Origin of the sequence: Protofrankia sp. Cj5, assembly GCF_917627405.1 — a bacterium.
Lineage (GTDB): Bacteria > Actinomycetota > Actinomycetes > Frankiales > Frankiaceae > Protofrankia.
Genome location: NZ_CAKJTO010000038.1, coordinates 24,928 through 41,353 on the forward strand (window position 1 = coordinate 24,928; position 16,426 = coordinate 41,353).

Annotated in this window: 11 protein-coding genes; 10 read left to right on the forward strand and 1 reads right to left on the reverse strand. The window is 66.7% G+C overall.

The features are described 5' to 3' along the window. Positions 1 to 309 precede the first annotated feature (309 nt). From asnB to MJ777_RS10620, 10 genes are all read left to right on the forward strand, one after another. The gene (gene asnB / locus MJ777_RS10575) at positions 310 to 2,127 is read left to right on the forward strand and encodes an asparagine synthase (glutamine-hydrolyzing) (protein WP_239310441.1); all 1,818 of its coding nucleotides are present in this window, start codon (positions 310 to 312) and stop codon (positions 2,125 to 2,127) included. 167 nt (positions 2,128 to 2,294) lie between these two features. Continuing rightward, positions 2,295 to 2,756 carry a PPC domain-containing DNA-binding protein gene (locus tag MJ777_RS10580; protein WP_239310440.1) on the forward strand — a complete coding sequence of 154 codons (462 nt, stop codon included), beginning with the start codon at positions 2,295 to 2,297 and terminating at the stop codon, positions 2,754 to 2,756. 5 nt (positions 2,757 to 2,761) lie between these two features. Further along, on the forward strand, positions 2,762 to 3,952 hold the full coding sequence (locus tag MJ777_RS10585; protein WP_239375644.1) for a cytochrome P450: 1,191 nt from the start codon (positions 2,762 to 2,764) through the stop codon (positions 3,950 to 3,952). Between the two features lie 18 nt (positions 3,953 to 3,970). Continuing rightward, positions 3,971 to 4,654 carry a DUF6875 domain-containing protein gene (locus tag MJ777_RS10590; protein ID WP_370651602.1) on the forward strand — a complete coding sequence of 228 codons (684 nt, stop codon included), beginning with the start codon at positions 3,971 to 3,973 and terminating at the stop codon, positions 4,652 to 4,654. Next, entirely contained in the window at positions 4,651 to 5,400 is a 750-nt protein-coding gene (locus MJ777_RS10595; RefSeq protein WP_239310437.1) for an SDR family oxidoreductase, read from the forward strand. The genes MJ777_RS10590 and MJ777_RS10595 overlap by 4 nt, the downstream gene beginning before the upstream one ends. Before the next feature lie 60 nt (positions 5,401 to 5,460). Then, on the forward strand, positions 5,461 to 6,108 hold the full coding sequence (locus MJ777_RS10600; RefSeq protein ID WP_239375648.1) for a hypothetical protein: 648 nt from the start codon (positions 5,461 to 5,463) through the stop codon (positions 6,106 to 6,108). A gap of 83 nt (positions 6,109 to 6,191) precedes the next feature. Continuing rightward, entirely contained in the window at positions 6,192 to 7,598 is a 1,407-nt protein-coding gene (locus MJ777_RS10605) for an FAD-binding oxidoreductase (protein ID WP_239310435.1), read from the forward strand. Between the two features lie 197 nt (positions 7,599 to 7,795). Then, positions 7,796 to 9,388 carry a tryptophan halogenase family protein gene (locus MJ777_RS10610; protein ID WP_239310434.1) on the forward strand — a complete coding sequence of 531 codons (1,593 nt, stop codon included), beginning with the start codon at positions 7,796 to 7,798 and terminating at the stop codon, positions 9,386 to 9,388. Then, complete coding sequence (locus MJ777_RS10615) at positions 9,385 to 9,906, forward strand: flavin reductase family protein (RefSeq protein WP_239310433.1); 522 nt, start codon at positions 9,385 to 9,387, stop codon at positions 9,904 to 9,906. The genes MJ777_RS10610 and MJ777_RS10615 overlap by 4 nt, the downstream gene beginning before the upstream one ends. 47 nt (positions 9,907 to 9,953) lie before the next feature. Beyond that, positions 9,954 to 11,084 (forward strand): aminotransferase class I/II-fold pyridoxal phosphate-dependent enzyme, encoded by a 1,131-nt coding sequence (locus MJ777_RS10620; RefSeq protein ID WP_239310432.1) that lies wholly within the window; start codon positions 9,954 to 9,956, stop codon positions 11,082 to 11,084. A 10-nt stretch (positions 11,085 to 11,094) separates the two neighbouring features. Here MJ777_RS10620 and MJ777_RS10625 read toward each other — a convergent pair whose 3' ends face one another. Next, the gene (locus MJ777_RS10625) at positions 11,095 to 16,269 is read right to left on the reverse strand and encodes a BTAD domain-containing putative transcriptional regulator (RefSeq protein WP_239375650.1); all 5,175 of its coding nucleotides are present in this window, start codon (positions 16,267 to 16,269) and stop codon (positions 11,095 to 11,097) included. Between the last annotated feature and the right edge of the window lie 157 nt (positions 16,270 to 16,426).

A 16,426-nucleotide genomic window follows, 5' to 3' on the forward strand; every position in this document is an offset into this window, starting at 1 on the left:
GCAACGCACGAGGCGGAAGATGCGGCGTGGGCAGCGGCGGCGCCGCATCTTCGCCGGGTGCGAGCGCCGAGCCCATGGTCCCGGGATGAGCCGGTGGCCGGTGTGGTACCAGCATTGAGTTACGTGCGGTAACTGGCCGGCTCGGTCCCGGACGTGGCGGCCTCATGCTTGTCCTGGCAGTTTCCGGCGGCGGGAACACACCCGAGCGGTGGCAGGCCAGCGGGCACAGGCTCCTCATGATGTGCCGCTGGGCCCGAGCATGCGGGAATGATGGGGACGGTTCGAACGAACTGACGAATGGAAAACTGTATGTGCGGCATCGCAGGCTGGGTAGATTTTGACCGGGATCTGACCAGGGAACGGACTACGGTGTCCGCCATGACCGCGACCATGGCCTTGCGGGGACCCGACGACACAGGGATTTGGTTAAGTCCGCACGCGGCGTTGTGCCACCGGCGGTTGGCGGTCATCGACATTGCGGGCGGCCATCAGCCCATGGCCGCAGAGGACATGGCAGTCCTCACCTATAGCGGCGAGGTGTACAACTTCCGCGAGTTACGGACGCAGCTGGAGTCGAAGGGGCATCATTTTCGTACCCACAGCGACACCGAGGTCGTGCTACGCGGTTATCTGGAGTGGGGCGAGGGCATTGCCGAGAGGTTGAACGGCATCTACGCGTTCGCCCTGTGGGACTCCCGAAGCGAGGAACTCCTGCTTGTCCGCGACAGGATGGGTGTCAAGCCGCTCTTCTACTACCCGCTACCGGGTGGCGGGCTGCTCTTCGGGTCGGAACCGAAGGCTATCCTGGCGCATCCGCGGGTCGATCGGGTGGTGGACGCCGACGGCCTGCGCGAGGTATTCACCATCGCCCAGACGCCCGAGTTGTCAATCTATAAGGGCATGCACGAACTCAGGCCCGGGCAACTGCTGCGGTTCAGGCGGGAGGGCCTGCGCAAGTGGCGATACTGGGCGCTCCAAGCCCACGAGCACACCGACGATCTCCACACGACCATACGCGTGGTGCGCGAACTTCTCGAGGACATCGTGGAACGGCAACTGGTGGCGGATGTGCCGTTGTGCAGTCTGTTGTCGGGTGGCCTCGACTCCAGCGCGATCACCGCGCTGGCCCTCAAGCACGGGGACATCCGTTCATTCTCGGTCGACTTCGCCGGGTACGGCGACCACTTTCAGCCCGATGAGATGCGCGGTTCCCCCGACGGGCCGTTCGTACAGGACGCCGTGCGGTATCTGCGCCCCGAACACACCGACATCATACTCGACACCGCCGAGCTCACCGATCCACGATTGCGCTCCAGTGTGATGCACGCGTGGGAGTATCCACAGCTCAGCGGGGACATGAACACCTCGCTGTACATGCTGTTCCGAGCGATCCGCGGTCACTCGACCGTCGCGCTGTCAGGGGAGTCAGCCGATGAGGTGTTCGGCGGATACGCCTGGTTCCACCTGCCGAAAGTGGTGGAAGCCCCCACGTTCCCCTGGCTTGTCGTCATGATGCAGAAGCAGCGTCCCGACGACCTCTTCGACCCGAGGCTACGTAAGCAGCTCGATATTCTCTCCTACGAGCGCGACAGATACCACGAGGCACTGACAGAGGTGCCTCATGTATCCCGGGCGGACTCCCGTGAACGGCGGATGAGGGAGATCTCCTATTTCCACCTGACCCGTTTTGTGAACATGCTGCTCGACCGCAAGGATCGACTGAGCATGGCCCATGGCCTGGAAGTTCGTGTGCCATTCTGTGACCATCGACTGGTGGAGTACCTCTTCAACGTTCCCTGGTCGTTCAAGACCTTCGACGGGCGGGAGAAAAGCCTGCTGCGCGCCGCGGTCTCGGATCTGTTGCCGCAGTCGATCCTGGAGAGACGCAAGAGCCCGTACCCCGCTACACAGGACCCCGCATACGGGCTCGCTTTGCGTGGCACTCTCACCGAACTGATCGCCCACGGGAGCGCCCCGGTGCTGCCACTGCTGGACCAGAAGGCTGTCGAAGCGCTGCTCGCGACACCAGCCGAGGCGACGTCGAGTACCGTCACACGCGTCAGCCTGGAGATGGTGCTGGACCTGAACGCCTGGCTGGAATCCCAGGCGCTCCGCGTCGATGTGTGACGAGCCCCGCTACCCGCGCCGCAGCACGGGTAGCCACATCGCTGGTTCATCGCATGCCGCCGAATCGGGAAATTCCACATCCATTTTTTCCTTGCGATCATGCAATGCGCCCTGTTCGGGGAGCCCACACCACCCGCCGTCACCTGTCCGATTGGAGTGGTTTCTATATGCGTACGCATGAACTGAAGACCGGAAGGTCGTTTGGCGTCAATTTCGATCACGGAGAAGATTTCTTCCAGGCGTTGGCGGATTTCTGCCGGGAGAACGATGTCCGGCAGGGATACATTCCGATGTTCCTCGCAGCCTTCGCCGAGACCGAGATCGCGGGAACGTGCCAGCGGGTCGAGGACCCGGCAGCGCCGGTGCGTCTTCCTGTCTATCTGGAGAAGGTCGAAGCCGTTGGATCCGGCACTTTCTCCTACGCGCCCGAAAAGAACGAGACCGTGCCGCACGTCCATGTCACGGTTGGTCTGAAGCAGCACTCGGCGCTGGCGTACTCGAGCCACCTCATATCCGCCAAGGTTCAGTACCTCACTGAAATGCTCGTCACCGAGGTCCTCGCGCCCGAGATGCGCCGTCCGGTGCACAGCGAGCTCTGGGACGTCCCCCTCCTCACGTTCGAAAGCTGAGTGTCGTGCCACCTGAATCCTTTCCCTTCCCGGAAGAGCCGCTCGGTAAGCGTCCGCCGAGCTGCATGTGGCGCCGTGAGAACGATCCGCTGGGGCAGGTTGAACTGCCAAGTGGTGACGTCGTGCGGCTTGCGGTGCGCTTTGACGACGTCGAGGCCGTGCTCACCGATCCACGATTCAGCCGGGACCTGAGCAAGCCTGGGGCGCCCCGGCTGCAGCCCGGTGCGGACATGTCCGACGACCGCGATACTCTGATCAACCTGGATCCGCCACGGCACACACGGGTACGTCGCATTCTCAGCCGCGCGTTCTCCGCGCGCAGTGCCGAAGGATGGCGGACGCGCATCCGGAAGATCGCGCAGGACCTCGCCGACAGCATGCTGGCAGCCTCGCCACCCGCCGATCTGATGACGGCATTCGCGGAACCGCTCCCGCTTATGGTGATCGCTGAAATACTCGGAGTCGCCGACAGCGATCTCGACCAGTTCCGTTACTGGTCGGCTGTGGCCATGCGCATCGGCCCGGACAGCGTGGCCGAGCGCGGACGAGGGCGCGACGAGTTTTTCGCCTACTTGACCGCGCTCATCGAGCGTCACCGTCGTGAGCCAGGCACGGACCTGCTGGACGCCATGATCGAGGCAAGTGACGGTGACGATCGCATGAGCGGGGCGGAGCTGTGCGACGTCACCCGCTCGCTCCTGCTGGCCGGCTACGAGACCACTATGACAACCATCGGGCGCGGAGCGTTCACTTTGCTGCGCCACCGTGAGCAGTACGAGGAGCTCGTGGCGGACCCGAGCCTGGTCCCTCTAGCGGTCGAGGAGATTCTCCGGCACGACTTTCCGGCCGATGTGGGCTTCCTCCGTCTCGCCATGGAAGATGTCGAGCTCCCGTCCGGATGTGTGCGCGCGGGCGAAGGAGTCATGCCGCTGATCTCCTCGGCTCATGGTGACTCCACCAAGTTCCAGGACCCGGACACGTTCGACATTCATCGAACAGACAACGGGCACCTGGCTTTCGGGAAGGGGCCGCACTACTGCATCGGCGCCCATCTCGCGCGTGTGCAGCTGCAAGAGGGGTTCGCCGTGCTCGCCCGTACCATGCCGAATCTGCGTTTGACGGTACCCGCGGACGAGGTGATCTGGAAACCGGACATGATGACCCATTCCATTGCAAATCTCCACGTTGCATGGTGATTCGAGGGGAAGTCGAAGGTGAATACCACAGCTGAGGATTCCGCACTTCACCGACCGGATGACCCGGCCCGGGCAGCAAGGGATCAACCGTTTATCGAACGCATCGCCAACTGGTGCGAAGAATTCCTGTGTCGACCGCATCCCGAACTCGGCCGCAGCGGCTCGGTGTGTCCCTTTGTCCCGCGTGCCATGTCCATGAACAGGATCAGTTTCGTGGTCGTGCGTACGGAGAACCGCCCGGCAGCCGCGATCGATCAGGAGATCGCCGAGTACCAGGACGTCTTCCTGCGTATGGAACCGCGGTCCGGACCGGAGGCCATGGACAAGGCGATCCTGGTGATCCTGCCCGATGTGAGCGATGAGGACGCGCCTACCATGGTGGACGAAACGCACCGCAGATTGAAAGCGCAGTTCGTCGAATCAGGTCTCATGATTGGCAGGTTTCATCCGCGGAGTGAGCAGGGTGGGCTGCACAACCCCGCGTTCCGGCCGCTGCGCAGCCCGATTCCGCTGCTCGCCATCCGGTATATGGTCGACTCCGACCTGCCTTTCTTGAATCGCGTCGACGATCCTGTACCCGATCGCATCAAATTCCTTAAGGCATACGGACGGCGTTTCGACGGTGCCGAAGAGTCCCGCTGGTCTGAGCGAGGCCAGGCAGCGCTCAGTGAGATCCGGCTGAATCCGGAATCGGCACAGTGACGGCCGACGTAACGCGCAGGGTCGCGATTGTGGCAGGCGGCACCCGCGGGATCGGTGCGCGGATCTCCCGACGGCTCGCCGACGACTTCGACGTGGTCGTCGGTTTCGTCGAGGACACTGTATCCGCTGACAAGCTGGTTGCTGAGATCGTCGGGACCGGGGCCGGACGAGCGCTGGCGGTTCGCGGCGACATCAGCGAGCCAGACGATGTCGACCAGCTGTTCGCGGCGGCGGAGAAGGCGTACGGCGGTGTGGACATCGTGGTCAGCTGTGCGGGGGCGCACGCCGACCGGCGAGGCCCCTTGGCCGACACCGATGACGAGAGCTTCCGTCGTGTTGTGGATGTCAATTTTCGCGGCACGTTCAACATGCTGCGGGCCGCATCAACCCGGGTGCGGCCTGGCGGACGCATCATTACCTTCTCCAGCTCGGCTGCCGCCCTGGGTGCGCCGGGGCAGGCGGTCTACAACGCGTGCAAGGTCGCGGTCGAGGTGCTGACACGTCAACTCGCCAAAGAGCTGGCGGGGCGGAACATCACGGTCAACGCCGTCGCCCCCGGTCCCACCGGCACTGAGCTCTTGCTGCGCGGCAGGTCCCCGGATGCCATCGAAGCTTTGGCCCGGCAGATTCCGCTCGGCAGGATTGGACGTCCGCAGGACATCGCCAAAGTGGTGGAGTTTCTCGTTGGCGAACAGGGCGGCTGGGTCAACGGGCAGGTCATCCACGCCAACGGCGGGCTCGTCTGACAACGCGCCCGCCGGAGTCCAGGCACTGGGAAACACACTCTCTCGGAGAGGAGCACCATCATGCCAGAAACCCGGATGTTGCCGGGAAATTGTGCTGGAGTCTTTGATGACGTCGAGGTGGTGGTCGCCGACCCGGAGGTGTTCGCATCTTTCATCGAGGATGCTATAGGGGAGTATCGCCTTGGTCTTGAGTCGGTGGCCGCGGGCGGTTCACGCCTGCACCGCCCCAACAGTTTCGGGCTTCTCGGTGGAACTGTGGAAGGCGACGCGATGGTGCTTCGAAGGATCGCTTTCGCCGACAATGTCCGAGCCGTTGACTCGGTGCCGATGGAGGAGTTCAAGAAGAACATCGCCCCCAAGTTCGGAAAGCAGTACGATGATGGCGAGAGGGGATTCTGGTGTGACTCGCGCCAGCTCCTGAAGGTCGTGCGTGAATTCGAGGACAACGGACTCGAGATGCTCGGGTCAGTCCATATGCATCCTGACTGGCACCGGGTGGGGCCGCCGCACGAACGGGGCACGGAAAACCTGAGCGAGAATCCCAGCCGTATGGATGAGTACCTTTTCCGAAACGCTGGCTGGCCGCTTAACATCATCTGCTATCTGGAGAGCCGGGAGGGTGGCGTCACGCACACGTACGGCGCGTGGCGTCCGCCCGTATCCGAGGGCGCGAAGGCCGCGAAGATGCCCATCAGGTTCTTCGCATAGGGCCATAGCGGCGCCAGCCGAACCAAGGCGCCAGCCTGAACCAGGGCGCCAGCATGTCGAATTCAGCCGAATGCGGAGGCAATATGGGAACCTATCCTGACACCATTGGTCTTGTGGTGACGCCATCCGACACGAGGTACGACACGGCGCGCAGCATCTGGAACAAGCGTTTCGACTGCCGGCCCCAGGCTGTCGTATACCCACGGGACGCCGAAGAGACAGCAGCCGCATTATGTTATGTGCGCGACCATGGCATCCCCTTCCGTATCCGTTCCGGTGGCCACAACGTCGAGGGCTTCTGCACCCTCGACAACGGCATCGTGATCGACGTGTCAAGGCTGGGGTCTGTGGCCGTGAACAACGACCGGAGCCGGGCTGTCATCGGCCCCGGTGTCCTCCTGGGCGAGGTATACGCGGCTCTGTGGTCTGTCGGCGGCACGATCCCGGCGGGAGTCTGCCCAGACATCCGGATCGGTGGTCACGTCCTCGGTGGCGGGATCGGGATGCTCGTGCGGTCGCGGGGCCTGCTCATCGACAGCCTTGTCGGTCTCACCGTGGTCGATGCGCGGGGCAGGATCCTGGCGGTCGACGAGACGAACCACGCAGACCTGCTGTGGGCCTCGCGGGGCGGCGGCGGCGGGAATTTCGGGATCGTCACCTCCTATACGTTCAAGATGCGGCCTATTTCCGAGGTGACGCTGTTTACGATGAAATGGGACTGGGACGACGGCATCGCGGTACTCGATGAATGGCAGCGCTGGATCCTTCGAGCGGACGAGCGCGTGAACGTCAGGTTCAACCTGTTCCCCAGGTCTGCCGGAATGGCCATGACGACCGGGCTGTTCGAAGGCTCGGCCGACGAGCTGAAATCAATCATCAAGCCGTTGGTCGACGCACATCCGCCGCGCGAGACTTCCATGCGCACCGTGCCTTACATGGACAGTGTGGGCACGTGGACTCAGCGGGTTCCGTCGATACGGGCAAAATTCGTCCCCGCGCTCGCCGCGAGACCGCTCGACTCATACGCCATGAAAATCCTCGATCGCTGGCACAGGACTGCGCCCGCCGGAGTCAGGACGGGGTTCTACGGACTCGGCGGCGCGGTGCTGGGTGACGTTCCGCCGGAACACTCGGCATTCGCGCACCGAAACGCGTCCATCTGCGTGGAGTACCTCGGGCACTGGGACGACGCGGAGTCCGATCGTGAGCATCTCGACTGGCTGTGTGGAATCCGCGACGAGATGCTCCCGTTCATGACGGGCGGCGCCTACGTCAACAGCCCGGACCGCGATCTGGCCAACTGGCTGCACGCCTACTACGGGGACAGACTTCCCCGGCTGATGGATGTGAAACGTCGGTACGATCCCCATAACGTCTTCAGTTTTGAGCAAAGCATCCCGACATCTCTGACCCTGCCGGAAGCCCACGCCGCGGGCCTGACCGACGCGGTCATCGCCGAGCTGCGTTCCAGGAATTTGCTCTCGGCCTGAGAGCGCGTTTGAGATCGTCATTCCGGCTCGCCGTGCCCAGGCCGTTGCGATTCACAGCTGATCGATCGTCCACCTGCCATCTATTCACCTATTCACCTACCGATGCCAGCGCTGCCGGTGTGGGCACGTAGGCCACCGGCGCATGCGCTCGGATCCCGTCCGAACCAATCACATCCCCATCTGATCAGGGAGACACCATGGACAGCCGCATCAAGACGGTTGTGATCCTCGGCGGGGGTACCGCTGGCTGGATGACCGCAGCCTACCTCGGCAAAGCGCTTCAGAACACGGTGAAGATCGTGGTGCTGGAGGCCCCGAGCATTCCACGGATCGGTGTCGGAGAAGCCACCATCCCCAACCTCCAGCGCGCTTTCTTCGACTACCTCGGTATCGCCGAGGAAGAGTGGATGCGCGAGTGTAACGCCAGCTACAAGATGGCCGTGAAGTTCATCAACTGGCGCACCCCCGGGGAGGGCAGCCCGCAGCCGCGGTGCGGCTATGGCCACGTGGACGCCTTCCACCACCCGTTCGGCCTGCTGGCGTCCGCCGACCAGATCCCGCTCTCCCACTACTGGGCGGCCAAGAGGCTGCGGGGCGAGACCAACGAGCCCTATGACTACGCCTGCTTCACCGACACCGCGATCATGGACGCCAAGAAGGCCCCGCGCTGGCTCGACATGCGTCGGGCGACCACCTACGCCTGGCACTTCGACGCCCAGCTTGTCGCCAGGTTCCTGCGCAACTTCGCAGTGACCAAGCAGGCGGTCGAGCATGTCGAGGACGAGATGACCGAGGTGCTGACGGACGAGCGGGGCTTCATCACCGCGCTGCGCACCGCGTCGGGGCAGCTCCTTGAGGGTGATCTGTTCGTCGACTGCTCCGGATTCCGCGGACTTTTGATCAATCAGGCGATGGGCGAGCCGTTCATTGACATGAGTGACCACCTGCTCTGCGACAGCGCGGTGGCCACAGCCGTGCCGCACGACGACGAGGCGAACGGCATCGAGCCCTACACCTCCTCGATCGCCATGCCGGCTGGATGGACGTGGAAGATCCCCATGCTGGGCAGGTTCGGCAGCGGCTACGTTTATTCCAGTAGCTTCGCCAGCCGCGACGAGGCCACCGTGGACTTCGCGCGGCTGTGGGGGCTCGACCCTGACCAGACCACGTTCAACCACATCCGCTTCAGGGTCGGCCGCAACCGCAGGGCCTGGGTGCGCAACTGCGTCAGCGTCGGCCTGTCCTCCTGCTTCGTCGAGCCACTGGAGTCCAGCGGCATCTACTTCATCTATGCGGCCATACACATGCTGGCCAAGCACTTCCCCGACCGGAACTTCGACAGGGTGCTCATCGACCGGTTCAATCGCGAGATCGAGGAGATGTTCGACGACACGCGGGACTTCCTCCAGGCACATTACTTCTTCTCGCCGCGCGTGGACACGCCGTTCTGGGCGGCGAACAAGAAACTGCGGCTTGCCGACGGCATCAAGGAGAAGGTCGAGACCTACCGGGCCGGGCTGCCGGTGAACCTGCCGATCACCGATGAAGGAAACTATTATGGCAACTTCGAAGCCGAGTTCCGCAATTTCTGGACCAACGGCAGTTATTATTGCATATTTACGGGACTCGGTATGCTGCCCCGCTCCCCGCTACCCGCCCTCGCCTACAAGCCCGAGTCGCTCGCCCGGGCCGAGCTGCTGTTCGCCGACATCAAGCGGAAGCAGACAGACATGGTGGCTTCACTGCCGTCCACCTACGATCTGCTGCGCCAGCTGCACGGTGTCTCATGACCAGCGGGACACGCCAGCAGCGCTACCGCGACCTGATGAGCGCCTTTCCCACCGGTATCGCGGTGGTCGCCAGCCTCGACACCGAAAAACAGCCACGGGGCATGACGTGCTCGTCGATCACTAGCGCCACCTTGGATCCACCGACGCTGCTGGTCTGCCTGCGGATCGGCAGCGCCACGCTGCAGGCGGTAACGTCCCACGGCAGCTTTACCATCAACCTTCTGCACGAGGGTGGGCAACATGCCGCGGAGGTGTTCTCGGGCCCCGACCCCGACCGCTTCGCACGGGTGACCTGGAAACAGTCGTGGTCTGGTTTGCCCTGGCTGGTCGAGGACGCATTCGCCATGGCGGAATGTCAGGTCAGCGGCATCCTACGGGTCGGCGATCACGCTGTGGTGCTCGGGGTGGTAAACATGATCTATCAAACCACGGGTACTCCCCTGCTCTACGGCCTGCGCAGTTTCGCCGCGTGGCCGCAACCGGTGACGAGTGATTGTCTCTCGCTCTGTGCCGAGTGACGCAATACACGCTTTCACGAAGTAACGAGCTACCGAGAAGGAGGCTCATGGCAACGAGTCCTGTCCATCGCCCGGCTGCCCGGATTTGTGAGCTCGACAGGTTCTCCGCCTACCGCTCCACGGACGCACCGGTGGATGACGACGAGGAGATCCTGGATCTGTCGAACAACGAACTCATGCTGCCTCCGCTGCCGGCGGTGGCGGAAGCGCTGTGTCAGAGCAACAAAAAGATCAATCTATATCCGGACCCCACCGCACGCTTGCTGCGGCACGGCCTCGCCCGATACTTCGGTGCTGATGCAGAGGAGATCACGGTCGGACCGGGCAGCGCCGGGGTGCTGCAGCAGCTTCTCCTTGTCCTGTGCGGCCGTCACGACGAGGTGCTCTACGCCTGGCCTGGCTTCGACGCCTATCCCCTGCTGATCGCAGTGGCGGGTGCCAGGGGCGTACCGGTTCCGCTGACCTCCACCGGCGAGCACGATCTGCCGGAACTGCTGGCAAGCGTGAATTCACGTACCCGTGCGGTCATCCTGTGTTCCCCCCACAATCCCACGGGCTGCCGCATAACCCGGCGCACTCTTCGTTGGTTCCTCGACAGCCTTCCGCCCCATGTGGTAGCTATCCTTGACCAGGCATACATGGAGTTCAGCGAGGAAGACGATCCGCGCGACCTCGACATCGTCCGCGAGTGCCCGAGAGTCGTCCTGCTGCGGACGTTCTCCAAGGCCCACGGGCTCGCGGGGCTGCGTGCCGGCTACGCCTTCGCCGCATCGGACATCGCGCGCCTTGCCCGTAAGACGGTCATCCCGTTCTCTGTCACCCGCATCGCCGAGAACGCGGCGGTGGTCTCGTTGGAGCAGAAGAAAGAGCTGGCCACCAGGATTGACCTGGTGCGACGGCTGCGTACGGATCTCCACACGGGCCTGGGCGCCTGTGGCCTCGCACCCACACCTTCGTACGGAAACTTCGTCTGGATTCCACTGGGTACGTCGTCGGAGCGTTTCGCCGCGTCGGTGTTGAAAGCGGGAGTGAAGATCAGGTCTTATCCCGAACACGGCGTGCGGATCTCAGTGGGTACCGAAAACGCCCATCGGCGTGTGCTCGATGCCGCCAGGGAATATGCTGATTCCGAGATTTCGCCTAAATCCGCGGTTTCCGCCGGGGGCGTGGCACGATGAGATTTCGATCTCACGAGCCTGCCGGCCATTGGGGACAGGTGCGCTGGTAAGGCTCGCCGGGGAGGTAGCTACGCCACTCCACCTGAGTGAGGTTGCGCCCCGCGATACGGCAGGCGGTGGCCACCCAGCCCTCGATGCCGACGTCCCAGATCTGAACGGTTCCTCCGGAGGTGCCGGCCAGCGCGATGGTGCCGTCCGGGCTGCGCGAGAGTGAGTACGCGTCATGCGGCAGTGGCAGGGGCTCGCCTATCGGCGCGAGGGTGGTGGTGTCCCACAGCTGTGCAATGCCGCGCCCGTTGACGGTACTCGTCGTCATCACGACCCGGCCGCCACGGAGGAACTCGACCCCACCGAGACTCGGCGTCGGCAGCCTGCGCCGCACGGCCCCGGTTTCGACAGCGCGGAACTCGACGACGCCGGCCGGTACCGTCCCGTAGCCGACCGCCAGTGTCGTGCCGTCCGGTGAGAACACCACCGCCGGAGGGCCGACCGCGTCCAGCTCGAGCCGCTGCGACCACACCGTCCGGCCGGTGGCGGCGTCGAACAGGCTGATGGTGCGGCCTGGGACGTCCTCGGCGGCGAGCCAGCGCCCGTCGTGGCTGAAGACGAGGCGCAGCGCGTCCGGCGCGCCCGGCGCGCCTGGGCTTGGTGTGGCCGCCGTGGCCGACTGCCCCACCAGGCGGGGCCGCTGCGGGTCACCGATATCCCAGAGCAGGACCGAACCGCCGGCGGCCACGGCGACCCGGCGCCCGGCCGGGCTCCACGCGACGGCGTCGGCGCGCGCTGCCGGCCCGGTGCCGGCAAGCACCGCCAGTTCGGCGCCGCCGGCCCGCTCCCACGACACGGGGATGTGGGACTCCGGCGGGGCGGCTGTGCCATCATCACGCCGCCGTTGGCCCCAGAGCCGGACCGTACCGTCCCGGCCCGGTGCGGCGAGCAGGGTGCCGTCCGGGCTGAACGCGGCGGGGGCCTCGACGGCGCCGTCGAGCAGCGGCCCCTCGAGGCGGCCGGTGCCCGCATCCCACAGCAGGACCCGCCGGTCGTCAATGCCCTGGGTTGCGATCTCGGTGCCGCCGGGGATGAACGCGGCCACGACGCGGCCGTCATGGCCGTCATGGCCGTCCAGGGTCCGGCCGAGCGGTGATGTGGCGGCGTCCTGGCGCCAGATGTCGGCCTCGGCCACGCTGCTGGTGAGCAGCCGTCCGCCGGGCAGGAAGGCGACCGGGACGATCCCAGGCCGAGAGAATGTGGCGGCCAGCCGGCCCGACGGCAGGTCGAACACCCGGGTGAGATCGGTCTCCTCGTCGTTGGCGACCAAGCGCCGGCCGTCGCTGCTGATCACAGCGCCGGCGCCAGCCCTGGTGAAGCCGGTCAGCGGTGCCTGACGCAGCTGCCCGGTGTCGACGTCCCACAGCATCACATGGTCACCGAGGGCGGTTGGCAGTGTGACGCCGTCGGGGCCGAAGAAGCCGAGGCGTCCGGGCAGCTCCCGCAGGAACTGTCCGGTATGAGCGTCCCACACCCGCGTCGATGAGCCACCGGTCCCTACCCCGGCGAGCCGGCTCCCGTCCGCGTTGATCACGACAAGCGGGATATCGCCGGGTTTCATCGGGACCTGCAGCGGTGGCCCGACCTGTCGGGGCGCGTCGGGAACAGAGCGGTCCCACAGGACGATCCGCCCGCTGTTGTCGACCGCGAACAGCCGGGACGGGTTGTCCGGGTCGAACTGCCCGTAGGCGAGGCCGTCCCCGGCCCGGATGGGTGCCCCGACCTGTTCGCCGCGCATGACGTCCCAGACGACGATGGTCCCGTCGTTCCCGCCGACAGCGAGCATCGTGGCGTCCGCGCTGAAGACGGCGAGCTGGCGGCCGGTGGGCCAGTGCAGCGTGCGCTGGACTCGGCCGGCGGTCAGGTCCCACACGGTGACCGTGCCGTCTCGCCCCGGGACGGCGAGCAGCCGCCCGTCCCGACTCACCGACGGGGGCACGATCGGCAGCAGGCCGGGGGCGCCGAACCGGATGATCTGATCGAGGTTGGCCGGGGTGTGGACGAGCGCGGTCACCAGACCGCCTTCGGTGTCCCGGGAAGGGGCGAGCCGGTAGCCCTCCACGCCGAGCAGCAGCGCCAGGTCGACCTGGTCGGTGTCGAGGCCGGCGGCCAGCGTCGCCAGCCTGCTGCCCTGCGCCGACCGGGTGGCCCCGCGGGCCATCTGTGCCTGCTGGTTGGCCGCGCCGCGCTGCATGACCGCCACGCCGACGCTGGTCAACGCGATCACCAGCAGCCCGGCCAGCACGGCGGCCAGCACCCGCAGCCGCCGGGCGCTGCGCCGGGCGTGGTGCAGCGCGCGTTCCTGTACGGCGGCGGAGGCGTCCAGGAAGGCGCGCTCCAACAGGTTGGCGTCCCCGAGGTGGGCGGTGGCCCACTCCTGGGCAGCGTCGAGACGGGCGCCGCGGTAGAGGTCGGCCGGGTCGCGGCCGGCCGCGGCCCAGGCGCCGGCGGCCTCGGTGAGGTGGCGGTGCACCCGCCGGCCGTCGCGGTCGGCTTCCAGCCAGGCCCGCAGCCGGGGCCACTCCCGCAGCAGCGCCTCATGGGCAACCTCCACCGTGTCGCCGTCGGCGGTGACCAGCCGCCGCTCGACCAGCGCGGCGAGCACGGCGTCCTCTGGCCCACCGCCGGCCAGCTCGGCCCGCGGCGCCCGGCGGCGCAGGTCATCGGCGGCGCCCTCGCCGGGGGTAGCGAGCCGGAGAAACACCTTCCGGGCAGTCGCCTGGCCCTCGGTGTCGAGTGAGTCGTAGACGCCGTCGGCGAGCCGGGTGATCGCCCCTGCCATCCCACCGGCTTCGCGGTAGGCTGCGGTGCGCAGCACTCGGCCGTCGCGGCGCTCCCAGGTGGCGAGCAACGCGGTGGACAGCAACGGCAGCGCCCCCGGCTCGTGGCGGACATCGGCCAGGACCGTGTCGGTGAACCCCTCCTCGAGCTCGAGTCCGGCGACGTGGGCGGGTTCGGAGATCGCCCGCCGTAGCTCGCTTATCGTCATCGGGCCGATAAGTACATGGTTGCCACCGATGAGGTGGGCGAGCGCCGGGTGGCGGGCGAAGTGGCCGTAGTAGTCGGCGCGGACCGTGAGGACGGCGCGCAGGCGGCCGTCGCCCCGCTCGAGCGCACCGGCCAACACGTCGATGAACTCCTCCCGGCTCTCCCGCGCCCAGGTGGTGAACGCCTCCTCGAACTGGTCCAGAACGAGGAGCTCGTTCCCACCGCTATCGACGTCGATTGCGGCCGGGTCGACCGTGCCGGCCCGCAGCAGCCGGATCCGCCACCGCTCGCTGCCGGGTAGCACGCCCGAACGCAGCGCCGGCACCAGCCCAGCCCGCACCAGCGACGACTTCCCGCCGCCCGACGGGCCCACCACTGTCAGCAGCGGCGCGGCCACGCAGCGGGCCACCAGCTGGGCCACCAGCCGTTCCCGGCCGAAGAAGTACGGGGCGTCGGACTCCTCGAAACGTGCCAGCCCCTTGTACGGGCACAGGACGGCAGCCCTCCCGCCGGCTAGGTCGGCGGGCCTCTCCGGTGCGGTGGAGCCATCAGGTGCCGCAGCGCGGCGGCGGAGCCTCGCTCGCTGCAGGTAGAGGACGTCGGCGACCATCGCGTGCTCGGCCGCGCCCAGCTCCCGCCGACCGCTGACCAGCCACGCGGCGCTCCGGCCGACCCGCTCCCCGCCCCGGGTATCCGCCCAGCCGGCCGCATGCTCGTGTACCCGCGCGGGGACGCCGCCGGAGGACGCGGCCACCGCTTTGGCTGCCTCCGCGAGTTCCTCGTCAGTCACATAGCCGGCCACAATCGTCCTGACCTGCTCCAGCCCGAGTGGACCGAGCCGCAGTACCTCCTGAGAGCCGGCTTCGGCCGCACCGGGCGGGCGGTCCGTCTCTTTTTCTTCCGTCCGGTCGCCGACGGGTCCGGTGACGGCGACGACGAGTACCGATAGCCGCACGGCTGCGGCCGCCAGCCGCTGCAACTCAGCTGGGTCCGCCCCCGGCGGGTCGTCGAGGACGACCAGCACCGGATGCTCCGCCGTGGTTCCCACGAGCATCTGGGCGTCCACTGGGCCAAGGACGACCGCGGCGCCCCGGCTGCCCACCCGGCGTGCGAACTCTGCCACCAGCCGGCTGGCGCCCATCCCCGGTGCGCCCTCGACGATCACGACCCCGCCCGAGCCGTCGAGGGCACGCCCCCACGCCAATTCAAGGTGACGCAGTTCCCCCTCCCGCCCGACCAGCGGGTTCCGGTCCGCGTCCAGTCTGGCCGGCAGCTCCTGCGGACGCACCGCGTCCGGGCGCAGGCTGGGCTGTTCGGCGAGGATGGCCGCTTCCAGCGCCCGCAGCTGCGGGCCGGGCTCCACACCGATTTCGTCCACGCTCCGGGTCCGGGCCGCGCGGTAGGCATCCAGCGCCTCCGCCTGCCGCCCTGATTCGTACAGCGCGACTATCAGCTGGCCTCGTAACCGCTCCCGCAACGGGTACTCGGCCACCAGCCGCTGCAGCTCGCTGACCAAGGCCGAGGCATGACCGAGCGCCAGTTCGCCGTCGATGCGGTCGGCCACGGCGGCGAGCCGCAGCTCCGCCAGCCGGTCCCGCTCGCTTACCACGAACTCGGCGTCGTCGAGGTTCTCGTACGCCTCCCCCCGCCATAACCCCAGCGCACGCCGGAGGCGGGCGAGCGCGAGTTCGGGGGCACCGGCCGCCAGTGCCTGCCGCGCCTGCCCGGCGAGCTGTTCGAACACGGCCGCGTCCAGGGCCGCCGTGCCGGCCCGGAGGCTGTAGCCGGGCGGTGAGGTGATCAGGATGCGCCAGCCAGCCCGTGGGCTGTCTGGTTCCAACAGCCGGCGCAGCCGGGAAATATAGCCCTGCAGCGTCTTCTCCGCCGTCAGCGGCGGCTCCGCCCCCCACACCCCGTCCACCAGCCGCGACACCGACAGGACCCGGTTATGCTCGGACAGCAGCAAACCGAGCAGCGCCCGTTCCCGCGCGCTCCGCAGCGGCAGGAGTTCGCCGTTCCGGCGGACCTCCAGCGGCCCGAGCACCCCAAACCATAACCCGGGCGGGGCGGCCCCGACGCCGTTGCCGACGGACCCGTGCGGTGCCGCCGTCGATCCGTCGACGGTGGCGCCCGTACCCTCTCGAGCCATATTTCGGTTACCCTTCCGCCGTCGGACCCGTCTCGAGCTGCCCGGCGACGCCTCTCAGCCGCCACTCGCAGCTCGGCTCGACCAAATTTTCGCCCCGTCGACCGTCAGCACACCGACAGTTTGAATGATCTCAAAGCTTGAATTAAGAGCGACCGGC